This window comes from Cellulomonas rhizosphaerae, from assembly GCF_003470205.1.
Lineage (GTDB): Bacteria > Actinomycetota > Actinomycetes > Actinomycetales > Cellulomonadaceae > Cellulomonas > Cellulomonas rhizosphaerae.
Genome location: NZ_QWKP01000147.1, coordinates 1 through 16042, shown reverse-complemented (window position 1 = coordinate 16042; position 16042 = coordinate 1). Strand labels below are relative to the sequence as shown.

The following is a 16042-nucleotide window of genomic DNA, read 5'->3' as shown; positions in this document are numbered from 1 at the left end:
GGCGCCTGCAGCAGCGGTGACGGTCAGGGCTCGAACGACGTGAGCAACCAGGGCTACGTCTCCAGCGACGGTGCGATCGCCACGTGGCCGGCCGGTGACCGCAAGGGTCCGGTCGCGCTCGCGGGCACGGACTACGCCGGTGAGAAGCAGGACGTCGCGGGCTGGCTCGGCGACGTCGTCGTCATCAACACCTGGTACGCGAACTGCCCGCCGTGCCGCGCCGAGGCGCCCGACCTGGTCGACCTCGCCAACGACTACGAGGCCAAGGGTGTGCGCGTCATCGGCCTGAACGGCACCGATGGAGCGGGCGACGCCGAGGCGTTCCAGCGCAAGTTCGAGGTTCCCTACCCGAGCATCGACGACAGCACCGGCGCCGGCGTGGCCGCGCTGCAGGGCGTCATCCCCATCAACGCCGTCCCCACGACCGTCGTGCTCGACCGTGAGGGCAAGGTCGCCGCGCGCATCCTCGGCATCGCCGACGCGTCCACCCTGCGCGGGGTCGTCGACGACGCGCTCGCGGAGGGTTCGTGATCGCCGGCGCCGGCGACTGGTTCGGGCAGACCGCCGCCTCCGGCACGCTGCTGCTCGCGATCCCCGTCGCGGTGATCGCGGGGCTGGTGTCCTTCGCCTCGCCGTGCGTCCTGCCGCTCGTCCCCGGCTACCTCGGGTACCTCGGGGGCATGTCCGGCTCGGCGGAGAATCTTGCGGAGCGGGGGACGACGACGACTCGCGTCGCTCCGGCGCGCTCGCGGGTGCTGCTCGGGGTCTCGCTGTTCGTCGCCGGCTTCACGGTCGTGTTCGTCGCCTTCGGGGTGCTCGCCGGGTCGCTCGGCGGGTGGCTCTCGCGCTACCAGGACCCCATCACGCGGATCATGGGCGTCGTCGTGATCATCATGGGGCTGGCCTTCATCGGCCTGATCCCCTTCCTGCAGAACGAGCGCCGCGTGCACCTCGCGCCGCGGGCCGGGCTGTGGGGCGCGCCGCTGCTCGGCCTGACGTTCGGCCTGGGCTGGGTGCCGTGCATCGGCCCGACGCTCACCGCGATCTTCGCGCTCTCGCTCGACGGCGGGACGCCGTGGCGGGGCGCGCTGCTCTCGGTCATGTTCTGCCTCGGGCTCGGGCTGCCGTTCCTGCTGGTCGCGTTCGGGTTCGAGTCCTCGACGCGCGCGCTCGGCTTCCTGCGTCGCCACCGGCTGGCCATCATGCGGATCGGCGGCGGCATGCTCGTCGTCATCGGCCTCGCGCTCGTCACGGGCGTGTGGGGCGAGTGGGCGTCCTGGTTGCAGGGGCTGCTGACGGGCGACGACGGCTTCACGACGGTGGTGTGACGTGGTGCGCTACCGCCCCGAGGGGCTCGAGGACACGTTCAGCGCCGAGTCGGACGCCCCGGACGCTCCGGTCGCCGTCCCCTCGATCGGCGTCGTCGGCTGGCTGCGCTGGATGTGGCGCCAGCTGACGAGCATGCGCGTCGCACTCCTGCTGCTCATGCTGCTCGCCGTCGCCGCGGTGCCCGGGACGATGTTCCCGCAGCGCGCGCAGGACGAGACCAAGGTCGCGACCTATCTCGCCGACCACGCGAGCACCGGTCCCTGGCTCGACCGGCTCGGTTTCTTCGACGTCTACGCCTCGGTGTGGTTCTCGGCGATCTACATCCTGCTGTTCGTCTCGCTCGTCGGCTGCATCCTGCCGCGCACCAAGGTCCACTTCACCGCGATGCGCGGCCGTCCGCCCCGCACCCCGCGCCGCTTCACGCGCTTCCCGGCGCAGGGCGAGGGCGTCTCGGCCGACGAGCCGGAGACGGTGGTCCGCGCCGCGGCCGCGGTCCTGCGCCGGCCGTGGCTGCCGCTGTGGCCCCGGTACCGCGTCGACGTGCGCGACGAGGGCAACGGCGCCTGGTCGGTCTCGGCCGAGCGCGGCTACCTGCGCGAGAGCGGCAACCTGCTGTTCCACCTGGCGCTCGTCGGCCTGCTCATCTCGGTCGCGACGGGCCAGCTGCTGCACTACCGCGGGCAGGCGATCGTCGTGCAGGGCAACGGCTTCGCGAACTCGGTGGTCAAGTACGACACCTTCGAGCAGGGCACCGCGTTCGACCCCTCGACGCTCGAGCCGTTCACCATGCAGCTCGACGACTTCGAGTCCCGGTTCGACCCCGTGACGCTCAACCCGCGCGACTTCACGGCGCACGTCACGCTCGCGGAGCCCGGCAAGGACCCGGTCAAGAAGACGATCAAGGTCAACCACCCGCTCGACGTCGACGGCGCGAAGGTCTATTTGCAGGGCAACGGCTACGCGCCGGACATCGAGGTGCGTGACGCCTCGGGCAAGGTCGCCGGCGGCGGTGAGACCCCGTTCCTGCCGCAGAACCCGCAGTACACCTCGCGCGGCGTCGTCAAGGTGCCGAGCGTCTCCGGCGACCAGGACCAGATCGGCATCGTCGGCTACCTCCTGCCCACCGCGCGGCAGGTGGACGACACGACGTGGCAGTCGATCTACCCGCAGCCCGGCAACCCGCTGCTGGTGCTGACGGTCTGGCACGGCAACCTCGGGCTCGACACCGGCGTCCCGCAGAACGTGTACGAGCTCGACGAGTCCCGCATGACGCAGTCGGTCGACGCGAACGGCGACCCCGTGACGTTGTACGTCAAGCTCGGCGAGACAATCGACCTGCCGGACGGGCTGGGATCGCTGACGTTCAAGGCGCTGCCGCGGTTCGTCGCGCTCGACCTGCGCTACGACCCCTCGCTGACGTTCGTGCTCGTGTTCGCGGTGCTGGCCTTCCTCGGCCTCGCGACCTCGCTGTTCGCCCCCCGCCGCCGCATCTGGGTACGCGCCGCGAGCGACGGCGGTCGTACAGTGGTCACCGCCGCCGGACTGGCGCGCGGCGACGACGTGGGGCTCCAACCGGAGCTCGACAGGATCCTGGCGGCGACGCTGCCCGATCTGCAGAACAAGCCCGCTTCGACGCAGGAGACGCCATGAACACCGGTGACCTGAGCACCCTCCTGGTCTGGGCGGCAGCGACGGCCTTCACGGTCGCGCTCATCGCCTACACCGTGGACATGGCGCGCATCGCCGAGCAGGCCACGCGCCGCGCCCCGGCCGCCGTCCCCGTCGGGGCGTCCGTCGGCGGCCCCGTCAGCGCCGTCGCCGGATCGGCCGACGAGGCCGCACCGAGCCGTTCGCTGCGCGCCGAGGGCATCGCCCGCGCCACGCACTACCTGGGCGTCGCGCTGCTGTTCGCCGGCATCGTCACGCGCGGCATCGCGGCCGGCCGCTGGCCCACCGCCAACATGTACGAGTTCACGCTCGTCGGCGTCTTCGTCGCGACCCTCGTGCTCGCGATCATGCAGCGCCGCCGGATCATCCCGTTCATCAGCGTGATCGTGCTCGGCATGTCCGTGCTGTCGCTGGCCCTGGCGCTGCTCAAGTTCTACATCCAGGCCGAGGCCGTGCAGCCCGCGCTGCAGAGCTACTGGCTGATCATCCACGTGGGCGTCGCGATCACCGCGACCGGCATCTTCACCGTGGCGTTCGCCGCCTCGGTGCTGCAGGTGCTGCGCGACGGGCGCGAGAACGACCACTCGCACCTCGTCGGCCCGGGCGTGAAGGCCGGCGGTCTGCGCGCGTCGCTGTCCGGCTGGGCCGTGACCGGTCCGCGGTTCGCGTGGCTCGAGCAGGTGCCGGACGCGCGCCGCCTCGAGGCGATGGCGTTCCGCCTCAACGCGGTCGGCTTCGTGCTGTGGACGTTCACGCTCATCGGCGGCGCGATCTGGGCCGAGCACGCGTGGGGCCGCTACTGGGGCTGGGACCCCAAGGAGATCGGCACGTTCATCGCCTGGGTCGTCTATGCGGCGTACCTGCACGCGCGCACGACGCGCGGCTGGAGCGGTCGTCGGGCGGCGTACTTCGTCTTCGTCGGCTACGCCGTGGTGCTCGCCAACTTCACCGTGGTGAACCTCGTGGTGACGGGCAAGCACTCGTACTCGGGGCTCTGAGGCGCTACGGCGCCGGCTCGTCCTTCGGCGGGTTCTTGCGCCGGCGCTCCTCGTCGAGCTTCCAGAGGAACTCGGGGTCGTCGTCGGGCGCCGACGGGCCGCGGCTCACGCGACGCGTCGCCGGGCCGTGCGTGCTGCGGTGCGTCCAGCTCACGGCGATCCACACGATCGAGCCCAGCACCGGGATGAGCACCACGAGCAGCACCCACAGCGCGCGGGGGACGTTGAGCCGCTCGGCGGGCTCGCTGCGCACGATGTCGATCACGCAGTAGACGACGAGTCCGATGAGCAGCAGGGTGCCGAGGTAGCGCATCGCCCCAGGTTAGTGCGGTTCGGGCCACGCCCCCTCCTGACCTACCCTGGAGACGTGCCCGTCGTGACCTACACCCTGCTGCGCCTCGCCCTGTTCGCCGTCGCGACGGCGGGGATCTGGTGGGCCGGGATGCACTCGTGGCTGGCCCCCGTCGCGGGCCTCGTGATCGGCTGGCTGCTCAGCTACGTGCTGCTCGGCAAGCAGCGCGAGAAGGCCGCCGCATACGTGCAGGCACGCTCCGAGAAGCACCCCGACCGCGCGCTCACGCACACCGAGCAGGACGCCGAGCTCGAGGACGCGATCGACGAGGCCGCGCGGCGGGACGTCGACCCGAGCTGACGCCTACAGCGCCAGGCCCATCCCCAGCAGCACGCCGAACGCGAGCTCAAGCATCCCGGTCCCGGCAAGGATGGGGATCAGGGCCCGGCCGCGCGCGCCGACCAGCACCGCCACGGCCAGCACGATCGCCGGCGCCAGCAGCACGAGCACGATGATCGCCCACGGGTTCGCGAACGCGCACACCGTGCCGAGCAGCACCGGCACGATCACGAGCGCCGCGTAGGCGCGACGGGCGCGGTGCTCGCCCAGGCGGACCGCGACCGTCCGCTTGCCGACGAGCGCGTCCGTCGGCACGTCGCGCAGGTTGTTGACCATGAGCAGCGCGCACGCGAGCAGCCCGACGGCGACCGCGCCGACCCACGCCGCCCAGGAGAGCTCGCCCGCCTGCGTGTAGGTGGTGCCGAGCACCGCGACGAGGCCGAAGAAGACGAAGACGCCGACCTCGCCGAGGCCGAGGTAGCCGTAGGGCGTCTTGCCGCCCGTGTACGTCCAGGCCGCGACGATGGCCAGCACGCCGACCGCGAGCAGCCACCACGCGCCGGACAGGGCCACGAGCCAGAGGCCGAGCAGGGCCGCGACGCCGAACGCCGCGAACGCCGCGTTGCGGACCGCCTTCGGCTCGGCGGCACCCGAGGCGGTCAGGCGCATCGGGCCCACGCGCTCGAGGTCGGTGCCGCGGATGCCGTCGGAGTAGTCGTTGGCGTAGTTGACGCCGACCTGCAGCGCGAGCGCGACGCCGAGCGCGAGCGCGGCCCGGCCGAGGTGGGCGGAGCCGAGCTCCGCGGCCGCGCCCGTGCCGACGAGCACCGGGGCGGCGGCTGCGGGCAGGGTGCGCAGGCGCGCGCCGGCGACCCAGTCCTGGGTTGACGTCACGTGGTGATCCTCCGGTCGGTGAGTGCTAGGTGAGTGCTAGGTGAGTGCGGCTGTCAGGGCGCGGCGGTCGTGCTTGCCCGGGCCGCGCTGGGGCAGGGAGTCGAGGACGACGAGGCGGCGCGGGGCGGCCGGGACGCCCAGGCGAGCCGTGACCGCGGCGCGGACCTCGTCGAGAGTGGGCGGCTCGCCGGCGGCCACGACCGCGGCGACCACGAGCTGGCCCCACTGCTCGTCGGGCACACCGATGACGCAGACCTCCGCGACCCCGGCCAGTCCGGCCACGACGTCCTCGACGGCCGCGGGCGCGACGTTGGTGCCGCCCGTGATGATGACGTCGTCCGCGCGGCCGAGCAGGGTCAGGACCCCGTCGTCGAGCCGCCCGAGATCCGCGGTGCGCAGCCGGCGCACGCCCTCGGCGACGACGAACGTCTCCGCGTCGAGGTCCGGGCGGCCGAGGTAGCCGGTGGCCAGCACCGGGCCGGCAAGGGCGACGCGACCGTCGTCGATCGCGACCTGCACGCCGTCGAGCGGGACCCCGTCGTAGACGCAGCCGCCGCACGTCTCGGACATGCCGTACGTGGTCACGACGCGGATGCCGCGCGCGCGGGCGTCGTCGAGCACGCCGGTCGCCGTCGCGGCGCCCCCGAGCAGCACGGCGTCGTACGTGGCCAGGGCGTCCGCGGCGGCGGGGTCGTCGAGCAGCCGGACGAGCTGGGTGGGGACGAGGGAGGTGTAGCGGGTGCCCGCGCCGAGGCGTGCGGTCGCAGCGACGAAGCCGTCGGGCCGGAACGGGCCCGGGTCCATCACGACGGGCGTCGTGCCCGCCAGGACCGAGCGGACCAGCACCTGGACGCCCGCGACGTGCTGGGGCGGCAGCGCGAGGAGCCAGCGGCCCGGGCCGGACAGGCGCGCAGCGGTCGCTCCGGCCGAGGCGCGGAGCGCCGGCCCGCCGAGCATGACGCCGCGGGGTTCGCCCGTCGAGCCGGACGTGCGGACGACGAGCGCCACGTCGTCGGGAACGGTCGCAGCTGCTCCTGGATCGCCGGGCGCGACCGCCGGGCCGCTGCCGTCGAGCGCTGCGGCGAGCGCGTCGAGGAGGGCGTCGGGCCGCGCGGGGACGTCACGCAGCGGCCGGTTCACGCGACCAGACTAGGTCCCGGGGCGGCGGGCTGCCGTCGGCCGACCGTCGCTGCGGCGTGGGCGTGCGCACGCACCGCTCGGCGTATGTCAGCCTTGTCCCCGTGCGGAAGCCCAGGGGAGTGCAGATGACGACGAAGTCCGGCTGGCTGGCCACCGCGACGGTGAGCAGCCTCGCCCTCGTGCTCGCAGCGTGCAGCGGGTCGCCCGACCCGGCGCCGACGACGCCCGCGCCCGTCACCGTGGGCCCGACGATCACCGCCGACAAGACGCCCGCCCCCACGCCCTCGACCGAGCCCGTGTGGCCGCTCACCGGCGTCGCGGGCGAGCCGAAGAACCGGCCCGCGCTCGCGGTCAAGATCGAGAACACCTCGCAGGCCCGTCCGCAGACCGGGCTCGACCAGGCGGACATCGTCTGGGAGACCGTGGTCGAGTTCCAGGTCTCGCGGTTCATCGCGGTGTTCCAGTCCAAGGTGCCGGACGAGGTCGGCCCGATCCGTTCGGTGCGCCCGATGGACCCGATCATCCTGTCGCCCATGCACGGCCTGCTGGCGTTCTCCGGCGGTCAGCGCGGCATCCTGCCGCTCATCGCCAAGAACGGCATCCAGCCGCTGAGCCACGACGCGGGCGCCGCGGGGATGTACCGCACGCAGGACCGGGCCGCGCCGCACAACGTGTACGGCACCCCCAAGACGTTCTGGGCGTCCGCCAACAAGACCCACCAGGACGCGCCCGGCGAGCAGTTCCTGTTCGCGCGCGACGCCGAGGCCGCGGCCGCGGTCGCCGACGGCAAGTCCGCCTCCAAGCTCACCTACCGCCTCTCGGCCGCCGCCAACCCGTCCTGGGACTGGGACGGCAAGTCGGGTACCTGGAAGCGCTACGAGGGCTCGGCCAAGGCGATGGCCCGCAGCGGCAAGCAGCTCTCGGCCGTGAACGTCGTCACCGTCATCGCCCGCCACCCGGACTCGGGCTTCAACGCCCAGGGCGGCGCGCCCGTGCCGACCTACGACCTCGTCGGTTCCGGCAAGGGGTTCGTCGCGACCGGCGGCAAGTCGATCGCGGTGACGTGGAAGAAGGAGGCCAAGGACAAGCCGCTGCGGCTGTTCACGGCCGACGGCGAACCCGCGCTCCTCGCGCCCGGCAACACGTGGGTCGAGCTCGTCCCCAAGGAGGACGGCTCGGTGAAGATCTCCTCCTGAGGGAGGAGATCCCCGCACCGGGGGGCTGACGCGCGCCGTCGGGCCTCGCGACCGGGGGCCGATGTGGGCGCACGTGCCCGCGGGCGACGCTGGTCGCATGGCCACGACGCACCCGCACCAGCACCTCCGCGAGCACGACACCGCATCCCTCGGGGCGGTCGTCACCGCCGGCGTGATCCTCGTCGGCCTCCTGGTGGGTGCCGCCGTGCTGGTGGCTCAGGTGGTCGACGTCGTCGTCTGGTCGTTCACGAGCGCCTGATCAGTACGCGCCACATCAGTACGCGCCCGATCAGTACGCGTACGGGAAGCCCGACCAGTCCGGCTCGCGGCGCTGCAGGAACGCGTCCCGGCCCTCGACCGCCTCGTCCGTCATGTACGCCAGGCGGGTCGCCTCGCCGGCGAACACCTGCTGGCCCGCGAGGCCGTCGTCGGCCAGGTTGAACGCGAACTTGAGCATCCGCACGGCCTGCGGCGACTTGCTCGCGATGATCCGCGCGTACTCCAGCCCCGCGTCCTCGAGCTCGGCGTGCGGGACGACGTCGTTGACCGCGCCCCAGGCCAGGGCGTCGTCGGCCGAGTACTCGCGGGCCAGGAAGAAGATCTCGCGGGCCCGCTTCTGACCGACCTGCCGGGCCAGCAGCGCCGAGCCGTAGCCGCCGTCGAACGAGCCGACGTTCGCGTCGGTCTGCATGAACCGCGCGTGCTCGCGCGAGGCGATCGTCAGGTCCGCGACGACGTGCAGGGAGTGGCCGCCGCCGGCCGCCCAGCCGCCGACGAGCGCGACGACGACCTTGGGCATGGTCCGGATGAGGCGCTGCACCTCGAGGATGTGCAGCCGGCCGGCGCGCGCGGGATCGACCGCCTCGGCCGTCTCGCCGTCCGCGTAGCGGTAGCCGTCGCGGCCGCGGATGCGCTGGTCGCCGCCGCTGCAGAACGCCCAGCCGCCGTCGCGCGGGCTCGGGCCGTTGCCGGTGAGGAGCACGGTGCCGACGCTCGAGGTCATGCGCGCGTGGTCGAGCACGCGATAGAGCTCGTCGACCGTGTGCGGGCGGAACGCGTTGCGCACCTCGGGCCGGTCGAAGGCCACGCGCACGACGGGCAGGTCGCGACCTCCTTGACCGCGGTCGTAGCCGCGGTGGTAGGTGAGGTCGGTGAGGTCCTCGAACCCGTCGACCGTGCGCCAGCGCGTCGGGTCGAACGTCTCGGACACGCGGTCGGGCAGCGGTGCGTTCACGGGCGCCAGCCTACTGGCGTGCATCTTCTGGTACGCTCGTACTAGAAACACGTGCGACGGCGGATCTGTCACCCGGCCCGTGCTTCGTCCGTACCGAGGTGGTTGTCATGGCGTGGATCGTGCTGGTGGTGTCGGGTCTGCTCGAGGCCGGCTGGGCTCTGTGTCTCAAGGAGTCCCACGGGTTCACGCGGCTGTGGCCGACGATCGGGTTCGGGGTGCTGCTCGCGGCGAGCATGGCTGGCCTCGCGTTCGCGCTGCGGACCCTGCCGGTCGGCGGTGCGTACTCGGTGTGGGTCGGCATCGGCGCCGTGACCACGGCGGTGCTCGCGATGACGTTCCTCGACGAGCCCGTGACGCTGGTCAAGGTCGTCTCGATCCTGCTCATCCTCGCGGGCGTCGTCGGGCTCAACGCCTCGGGTGGTGCGCACGCATGACCGACGGGCGACGGGCGCGCGGCGAGCAGCGCCGGGCCGACCTCGTGGCCGCGGCCGCCGCGCTCGTCCTCGAGGCCGGGCCGGCGGGCGTGAGCCACCGGGCGGTCGCGGCGCGGGCGGGTGCGTCGCTCTCGGCGACCACGTACTACTTCGCCGACCTCGACGAGCTGCTGGCCGCGGCCGGTGCCGACCTCGCCGCGGCGTGGGCCGCGCACGCGCGGGCGACCGTCGAGTCCGCGGACGCTCCGCCCGCGGAGCTGCTGGTCCGGGCGGTCCTGCCCGCGGGCGACGCGCAGCACGTGCGCGGGCACTACGCGCACCTCGTCGGCGCCGGGGCCGTCCCCGCTCTCGCTCGCGCCTACGCCGCCGGGCGTGCGGATCTCGACGCCGTGGTTGCCGGCCTGGGGCTGGCCTGGCCGCCCGAGGTCCTCGTTGCGCTCGTCGACGGCGCCGCGGTGGCGGCCCTGAGCGAGGGCCGGCCGGTGGCCGAGCACGTGCGCGCGGTCGTGTCCCGGGCGCTCTGACTACGGTGGTCCCCGTGCTCGTGTACGACATCGCCCTGCGGACCCGCTTCCGAGGCCTGCTCCGGCGGGACGGCCTCCTGGTCCGGGGCGACGCCGGCTGGGCCGAGTTCAGCCCGTTCTGGGACTACGACGCGGCGGAGTCCTTCGCCTGGTGGCGCGCGGCGCGCGAGGCCGCCGACCTCGGCTGGCCTGCGGCGGTGCGCGACCGGATCCCGGTGAACGTGACCGTGCCGGCGGTCGGGCCCGAGCAGGCGCACGCGATCGTCACCCGGTCCGGCGGGTGCCGGACGGCCAAGGTCAAGGTCGCCGAGCCCGGGCAGTCCCTGGCCGACGAGGTCGCGCGGCTCGAGGCCGTGCGGGACGCGATCGGGCCCGACGGGGCCATCCGGGTCGACGCCAACGCGGCCTGGGACCTGGACACCGCGGTCGCTCGCCTCGCCGCGCTCGACCGCGCGGCCGGGGGGCTCGAGTACGCCGAGCAGCCCGTGCCGACCGTCGACGACCTGGCCCGCCTGCGCCGGCGCACGCACGTCCCGATCGCAGCCGACGAGTCCATCCGCCGGGCGTCCGACCCTCTCGCCGTGGCGCGCGCCGAGGCGGCCGACGTCGTGGTGCTCAAGGTGCAGCCGCTCGGTGGGGTGCGGGCGTGCCTCGAGCTCGCCGAGCGGATCGGGCTGCCCGTGGTCGTCTCGTCGGCGCTGGAGACCTCCGTGGGGCTGGCCGCCGGGGTCGCGCTCGCGGCCGCGCTGCCCGAGCTGCCCTACGCGTGCGGGCTGGCCACTGCACAGCTGCTGACGTCCGACGTGGTCGTCGACCCCCTGCTGCCCGTCGACGGCGCGCTCGAGGTGCGCCGGCCCGTGCCTGACGAGACCCTGCTCGAGCGTGCGGCCGCCGACCCGGAGCTGGCGCAGCGGTGGGCCGCGCGCCTGCGCGAGGTCGAGCGGCACGGCGCCGACCAGGCATGATGGCGGGCGTGACCACGCATCCCGCGACGACGGCGGCGCGGGTGCTGCTCCAGGCGCTCGCCGCGCTCGGCGTGCATGACGTCGTCCTCGCCCCGGGCTCGCGCAGCGCGCCGCTGGCCTACGCGCTCGCGGACGCCGCGCGCACCGACGCCGAGCGACCGGACGGCGCCCCCGCGCTGAACCTGCACGTGCGGGTCGACGAGCGCTCGGCCGGGTTCCTCGCGGTCGGCCTGGCCCGCGCGCACGCGCTGGCCGAGTCGCCGCGACCCGTCGCGGTCGTCACGACGTCCGGCACGGCGGTCGCCAACCTGCACCCCGCCGTCCTCGAGGCACACCACAGCGGTGTCCCGCTGCTCGTGCTGACGGCGGACCGCCCGCACGAGCTGCGCGGCACCGGCGCCAGCCAGACCACCGAGCAGGTCGGCCTCTTCGCCGGCGCCGTCCGCCTCGCGGTCGACGTCCCCGCTCCGTCTGGCCTGCCCGACGAGCCGCGGGACACCCGCGCGCTGGCCGTGCGCGCCGTCGCCGCCGCGACCGGTGCGCGCACGGGCGCGCCCGGCCCTGTCCACCTCAACCTCTGCTACCGCGAGCCGCTCGTGCCGGGCTCCGGGCCGTGGCCCGAGCCCGCGACCGCGGGCCTGGCGCACGTGGACGCTCGGCCCGTCGCGGCCGTGCCCGCCCCAGATCCGTCGCGCGCCCCCGTCCGGGGTGGGCGGCTGGGTGGCACGCCGACGGTCCTCGTGGCGGGCGACGGCGCGGGCGTCAGCGCGCGCCGGCTCGCCGAGGCCAACGCGTGGCCGCTGCTCGCCGAACCGTCGTCGGGCGCCCGCGGCGGTCCGAACGCCATCCCCGCCTACCGGCTGCTGCTGGCCGACGAGCGCCTCGGCGGGCGCGTGCGCCGCGTCGTGGTGCTCGGCCGTCCCACGCTCTCGCGCCCGGTGCAGCAGCTGCTCGCGCGGCCGGACGTCGAGGTCGTCGTCATCGCGCCCACGGGCGCGACGTGGCCCGACGCCGCGCGCGGCGCCGACCAGGTGCTGCTCGAGCCGCCGAGCCGGATGCGTACCGGCCGGCTCGGCTCGCCCGCGGGCTGGCTCGAGGCGTGGCAGGCGGCGGGGCTCGCCGCGGCCGAGGCGATCGACGCGGTGCTCGACCCGCCCGAGCGGGGTCATCGCAAGCGGGCCGGCGCGCGCGTCACCGGGCCGGCGCTCGCGCGGGCGGTCGCGGCCGCGTCGCTCCCCGACGACGTGCTCGTCGTCGGATCCTCGAACCCGGTCCGGGACCTGGACCTCGTCGCGCGCTGGGACGAGCCGCCGGGCGTGCTCGCCAACCGCGGCCTCGCGGGCATCGACGGCACGGTCTCGACCGCGGTCGGCGTCGCGCTCGGCCTGCCGCGCCGCCGCGTGCGCGTGCTGCTGGGCGACCTGACGTTCCTGCACGACGTCGGCGGACTGCTGCGGGGTCCGCTCGAGCCCGCGGTCGACCTGCAGGTCGTCGTCGCGAACGACGACGGCGGATCGATCTTCGCGACCCTCGAGCCGGGTGAGCCCGCCCGCGCGGACGTCTTCGAGCGGGTGTTCGGCACGCCGCACGGGGTCGACGTCGCGGCGCTGTGCGCGGGCTACGGGGTGCGGCACACCCGAGTCGGGGACGTCGAAGGGCTGCTCCCGGCGCTCGCGGGCCCGGGGCCCGGGCTGTCGGTGGTCGAGGTGCGGGTGGACCGTGCGGGGCGGCGGACGCTGGGTGAGCGGCTCGCGGCCGACGTCGCGGCGGCCGTCGCCGGACTCGAGCAGTAGGCACGAAGTCCCAGGTCACGACGGGTGTGACCGACGGCACGGCTGCACCTGCACAACTCGCAGCGAACTCCCAGGTTCCACGAAGGCTCCCTCCAGCGCGGCCGGGTTGGGTAGTGGTCATACCGAGGAGGCCACACACATGACCACGCCAGAGAACGAGCACCCGCAGGCAGCGCCGACGCAGCCCATCCCGCCCGTCGCGCACCCCACGAACCCGTTCACGCCGCCGCACCCCGCGGCGCCCGCCGACCAGCGCGCGCTCTACGAGGCAGCCCAGCGCGAGGCAGCCCAGCGCGAGGCAGCGGACCGCGCCGCCGCCGCGCAGGCCGCCGCCGCCCAGGCGCACACGACCCCGATCGCGCAGGCCGCGCCGCACACCGCCCCCATCGCCTACGCCGGCACCCCGTACGCGGCGCAGCAGGCGCCGCAGCAGCCGGTCACCCCGTGGTTCGGCGAGCAGCAGACCGCCGTCGCGACCGCTCCGGCCCGCACCAAGAAGCGCAGCGCCTGGCTCCCGATCACCTCGGCCGCCGCCGTGGGCGCGCTCGTCGCCGGCATCGCCGTCTACGGCATCTCGCAGGACGACGGCGACAACGGCGGCACCTCCGCCGCGTCGCTGGCTACCATCGGCCGGTCGTCGAACGACACCGTCCCGGTCTCCGGCTCGACCTCGGACGACCCGGACTGGCAGAAGGTCTCCGCGGCCGTGCAGGCCTCGGTCGTCGCGATCACGGTCACCACGGCCGACGGCAGCGCGCAGGGCTCGGGCGTCATCATCGACGACTCCGGCCACATCGTCACGAACAACCACGTGGTCTCCGGCGCGCAGGGCAAGGTCTCGGTCACGCTGACCGACGGCCGCATCCTGCAGGCCACCGTCGTGGGCACCGACCCGACGACCGACCTCGCGGTCATCAAGCTCGACGACGCGCCCAGCGGCCTCGTGCCCGCGGCGATCGGTGACTCGGCGGCCGTCGTCGTCGGCGAGCCCGTGATGGCCGTCGGCAACCCGCTCGGCCTGGCGAACACCGTCACGACCGGCATCGTCTCGGCCGTCGACCGTCCCGTCTCGACCCAGGGCGAGAACGGCGGCGAGGGCACCGTCACCAACGCGATCCAGGTGGACGCCGCGGTGAACCCCGGCAACTCGGGCGGCCCGCTGTTCGACGCGCAGGGTCGCGTCATCGGCATCAACTCGTCCATCGCGACGCTGTCGAGCGAGTCGGGCTCGATCGGCCTCGGCTTCGCCATCCCGTCGAACCTCGTCAAGAACGTCGCCGCGCAGCTCATCTCCAGCGGCACCGCCAAGCACGCGTTCCTCGGCGTGACGCTGAACGACGGCACGGCCACCGCGGACGGGGTCACGCGCGCCGGTGCGGTCGTCGAGTCGGTCTCCGACGGCTCCCCGGCCGCGGCGGCCAAGCTCGTCAAGGGTGACGTCGTCGTCGCGATCAACGACAAGCCGGTCGGCGGCGCCGAGTCGCTCACCGCGTACGTCCGCTCGCTCGCGTCGGGCGACGACGCCAAGCTGACCATCGTCCGCGACGGCAAGGCGATCGACGTCACCGTGACCCTCGCGACCCGCGAGGACACGACCTCGTCGCAGAGCACGCCCGACCAGACGACGCCCGGCGACGGCTCGGACCAGGGCACGCTCCCCGGCGACGGCTCGGGCCAGCTGCCCGGCGACGGCTCGGACCAGGGCACCCAGCCCGGCGACGGCTCCGGCCAGGCCACCCCCGGCGACGGCTCGGACCTCGGTTCGCTCACCCCGGAGCAGCTGTACAAGTGGTTCCAGGAGCACCAGGGCGACCTCGGTGGCAGCAGCGACCAGGGCGGTCAGGGCTGACGCCCACCCCTGAACCGGTCGGCGACCGGCGCGATCCCCCCTGACGCGCCGGCCGCCGACCTCAGACCAGCGGCACGCACACTCGTGCCGCTCCCGCGGTCCGCACCCAGGACCGCACCGGCCCCCCCGCGTCCCCTCGGGGCGGCCGAGACGCCTCGCGCCCGTGCCGTCCTCCCCAGGACCGCACGGGCGCGAGCGCCATCTCCGGCGGCTCCAGTTCCAGTGCACCGACCGCGGGTGGCACGGACCGAGCGCGCGTGGCGTGCCGCCCGCGCTCGGTCCGTATCACCCGCGCTCGGTGATCGAACGGGCGCGCGGGCCGGGCACGAGCGGCGCGGGGTCAGTCGCGGGAGAGGGCGTAGCGCATCGGGACGAGCTTGGCCTCGGACTCGGCCAGCTCCGCGGCGGGGTCCGAGGCGGCGACGATGCCGCAGCCCGCGAAGAGCCGCACGCGGCGCGCGTCGTCGGGATCGACCTGGGCCGAGCGCAGCGCGATGCCCCACTCGCCGTCGCCGTCCGCGCCGAACCAGCCGACTGGCCCCGCGTAGCGCCCGCGGTCCATGCCCTCGACGCGCGCGATGAGCTCGCGCGCCGCCTGGGTGGGCGTGCCGCACACGGCGGCGGTCGGGTGCAGAGCCGCGGCGAGCGCGAGCGAGGTGGGGTGGTCCCCGTCGGTCCCGGCCAGTACGCCGGTCACGTCGGACGCGAGGTGCAGGACGTTCGGCAGGTGCAGGACGAAGGGCACGTCGGGCACGTTGGTCGACGAGCAGAACGGCTCGAGCGCGTGCGCGACCGACGTGACCGCGTACTCGTGCTCCTCGAGGTCCTTCGAGGAGTGCGCCAGGATCGCGGCGCGGGCCACGTCGGCGGCGTCGTCGCCCGTGCGGCGGATCGTGCCGGCCAGCACGCGCGAGGTGACCAGGCCCTTCTCGGACCGGACCAGCAGCTCGGGCGTCGCGCCGAGCATGCCGTCCACGCTGAACGTCCAGCACGACGGGTACTGCGCGGCGAGCCGGTCGAGCACCCAGCGCGCGTCGAGCGGCCGCTGCGTGCGGGCCTCGACGTCGCGCGCCAGGACGACCTTGTCGACCTCGCCCGCGCGGACCGCCGCGATGCCGTGGGCCACCACGTCCTGCCAGTCGGCGGCGTGCTCGTCGGCGTAGACGACCTCGCCCGGGTCGTGCGGCGGGACCCGCGGGCCGACGACGTCCGCCAGGGCGGGAGCCGAACCGAGCTGCGCACCGGTCGTGACGGTCGTCAGCCACGTGCGTCCGCCGCGCCGTCCGACGACGACGCGCGGCACGACGACAACGCCGCCGACGGGGGAGTGCTCGTCGAACGCGAACGACCCGAACGCCACGGGACCCGTGCCGGGCAGCTTGACCTC

Annotated in this window: 17 protein-coding genes; 12 read left to right on the top strand and 5 right to left on the bottom strand. The window is 74.5% G+C overall.

Translation table 11 applies throughout. The features are described from left to right. The 4 genes from D1825_RS05110 to ccsB form a co-directional block, all read left to right on the top strand. The coding region (locus D1825_RS05110; RefSeq protein WP_138067466.1) for a TlpA family protein disulfide reductase at positions 1-531 on the top strand (531 nt) is incomplete at its 5' end. Further along, a complete protein-coding gene (locus D1825_RS05105) occupies positions 531-1328 on the top strand; it encodes a cytochrome c biogenesis CcdA family protein (RefSeq protein ID WP_407643298.1) in 798 nt (265 codons plus the stop codon). The genes D1825_RS05110 and D1825_RS05105, both read left to right, overlap by 1 nt. Position 1329: 1 nt before the next feature. Continuing rightward, the gene (gene resB / locus D1825_RS05100; RefSeq protein ID WP_118766373.1) at positions 1330-2979 is read left to right on the top strand and encodes a cytochrome c biogenesis protein ResB; all 1650 of its coding nucleotides are present in this window, start codon (positions 1330-1332) and stop codon (positions 2977-2979) included. Continuing rightward, positions 2976-3995, top strand: coding sequence for a c-type cytochrome biogenesis protein CcsB (gene ccsB / locus D1825_RS05095; protein ID WP_118766372.1), 1020 nt, complete (start codon positions 2976-2978; stop codon positions 3993-3995). Before resB ends, ccsB begins: the two co-directional genes overlap by 4 nt. Before the next feature lie 4 nt (positions 3996-3999). Here ccsB and D1825_RS05090 read toward each other — a convergent pair whose 3' ends face one another. After that, positions 4000-4308 carry a PLDc N-terminal domain-containing protein gene (locus D1825_RS05090; protein WP_118766371.1) on the bottom strand — a complete coding sequence of 103 codons (309 nt, stop codon included), beginning with the start codon at positions 4306-4308 and terminating at the stop codon, positions 4000-4002. 54 nt (positions 4309-4362) lie between these two features. Here D1825_RS05090 and D1825_RS05085 point away from each other — a divergent pair, with 54 nt between their 5' ends. Next, entirely contained in the window at positions 4363-4647 is a 285-nt protein-coding gene (locus D1825_RS05085) for a DUF4229 domain-containing protein (protein WP_118766370.1), read from the top strand. Positions 4648-4650: 3 nt separating this feature from the next. Here the strand turns inward: D1825_RS05085 and D1825_RS05080 are convergent, their stop codons facing one another. Both D1825_RS05080 and menE read right to left on the bottom strand, forming a co-directional pair. After that, positions 4651-5520, bottom strand: a complete 870-nt coding sequence (locus D1825_RS05080; RefSeq protein WP_118766369.1) for a 1,4-dihydroxy-2-naphthoate polyprenyltransferase — start codon at positions 5518-5520, stop codon at positions 4651-4653. 36 nt (positions 5521-5556) lie between these two features. After that, positions 5557-6660: an o-succinylbenzoate--CoA ligase gene (menE, locus tag D1825_RS05075; RefSeq protein ID WP_118766368.1), complete on the bottom strand. Its 1104-nt coding sequence runs from the start codon at positions 6658-6660 to the stop codon at positions 5557-5559. A 125-nt stretch (positions 6661-6785) separates the two neighbouring features. Between menE and D1825_RS05070 the strand changes: the two genes are divergently transcribed. Then, positions 6786-7856 carry a DUF3048 domain-containing protein gene (locus tag D1825_RS05070; RefSeq protein ID WP_118766367.1) on the top strand — a complete coding sequence of 357 codons (1071 nt, stop codon included), beginning with the start codon at positions 6786-6788 and terminating at the stop codon, positions 7854-7856. 97 nt (positions 7857-7953) lie between these two features. Next, a complete protein-coding gene (locus D1825_RS18400) occupies positions 7954-8115 on the top strand; it encodes a hypothetical protein (protein WP_199721502.1) in 162 nt (53 codons plus the stop codon). Between the two features lie 30 nt (positions 8116-8145). Here the strand turns inward: D1825_RS18400 and D1825_RS05060 are convergent, their stop codons facing one another. Then, on the bottom strand, positions 8146-9114 hold the full coding sequence (locus tag D1825_RS05060; protein WP_118766365.1) for a 1,4-dihydroxy-2-naphthoyl-CoA synthase: 969 nt from the start codon (positions 9112-9114) through the stop codon (positions 8146-8148). An 83-nt stretch (positions 9115-9197) separates the two neighbouring features. Between D1825_RS05060 and D1825_RS05055 the strand changes: the two genes are divergently transcribed. From D1825_RS05055 to D1825_RS05035, 5 genes are all read left to right on the top strand, one after another. Then, on the top strand, positions 9198-9524 hold the full coding sequence (locus D1825_RS05055) for a DMT family transporter (RefSeq protein ID WP_118766364.1): 327 nt from the start codon (positions 9198-9200) through the stop codon (positions 9522-9524). Further along, the gene (locus D1825_RS05050) at positions 9521-10048 is read left to right on the top strand and encodes a TetR family transcriptional regulator (RefSeq protein ID WP_118766363.1); all 528 of its coding nucleotides are present in this window, start codon (positions 9521-9523) and stop codon (positions 10046-10048) included. Before D1825_RS05055 ends, D1825_RS05050 begins: the two co-directional genes overlap by 4 nt. 14 nt (positions 10049-10062) lie before the next feature. Then, entirely contained in the window at positions 10063-11013 is a 951-nt protein-coding gene (locus D1825_RS05045; RefSeq protein WP_233549644.1) for an o-succinylbenzoate synthase, read from the top strand. Beyond that, entirely contained in the window at positions 11013-12806 is a 1794-nt protein-coding gene (gene menD / locus D1825_RS05040) for a 2-succinyl-5-enolpyruvyl-6-hydroxy-3-cyclohexene-1-carboxylic-acid synthase (RefSeq protein ID WP_233549643.1), read from the top strand. Before D1825_RS05045 ends, menD begins: the two co-directional genes overlap by 1 nt. 139 nt (positions 12807-12945) lie before the next feature. Further along, a complete protein-coding gene (locus tag D1825_RS05035; protein WP_118766361.1) occupies positions 12946-14655 on the top strand; it encodes a S1C family serine protease in 1710 nt (569 codons plus the stop codon). Positions 14656-14995: 340 nt separating this feature from the next. Here the strand turns inward: D1825_RS05035 and D1825_RS05030 are convergent. Continuing rightward, a partial coding sequence (locus tag D1825_RS05030; protein WP_118766360.1) for an isochorismate synthase occupies positions 14996-16042 on the bottom strand: 1047 nt, incomplete at its 5' end.

What these genes read in the sequence shown, in the direction of transcription:
- ccsB (WP_118766372.1), top strand. Translation starts at nt 2,976, where the DNA reads ATGAACACCGGTGACCTGAGCACCCTCCTGGTCTGGGCGGCAGCGACG.
- D1825_RS05090 (WP_118766371.1), bottom strand. Translation starts at nt 4,308, where the DNA reads ATGCGCTACCTCGGCACCCTGCTGCTCATCGGACTCGTCGTCTACTGC.
- D1825_RS05070 (WP_118766367.1), top strand. Translation starts at nt 6,786, where the DNA reads ATGACGACGAAGTCCGGCTGGCTGGCCACCGCGACGGTGAGCAGCCTC.
- D1825_RS18400 (WP_199721502.1), top strand. Translation starts at nt 7,954, where the DNA reads ATGGCCACGACGCACCCGCACCAGCACCTCCGCGAGCACGACACCGCA.
- D1825_RS05060 (WP_118766365.1), bottom strand. Translation starts at nt 9,114, where the DNA reads ATGCACGCCAGTAGGCTGGCGCCCGTGAACGCACCGCTGCCCGACCGC.
- D1825_RS05055 (WP_118766364.1), top strand. Translation starts at nt 9,198, where the DNA reads ATGGCGTGGATCGTGCTGGTGGTGTCGGGTCTGCTCGAGGCCGGCTGG.
- D1825_RS05050 (WP_118766363.1), top strand. Translation starts at nt 9,521, where the DNA reads ATGACCGACGGGCGACGGGCGCGCGGCGAGCAGCGCCGGGCCGACCTC.
- menD (WP_233549643.1), top strand. Translation starts at nt 11,013, where the DNA reads ATGGCGGGCGTGACCACGCATCCCGCGACGACGGCGGCGCGGGTGCTG.
- D1825_RS05035 (WP_118766361.1), top strand. Translation starts at nt 12,946, where the DNA reads ATGACCACGCCAGAGAACGAGCACCCGCAGGCAGCGCCGACGCAGCCC.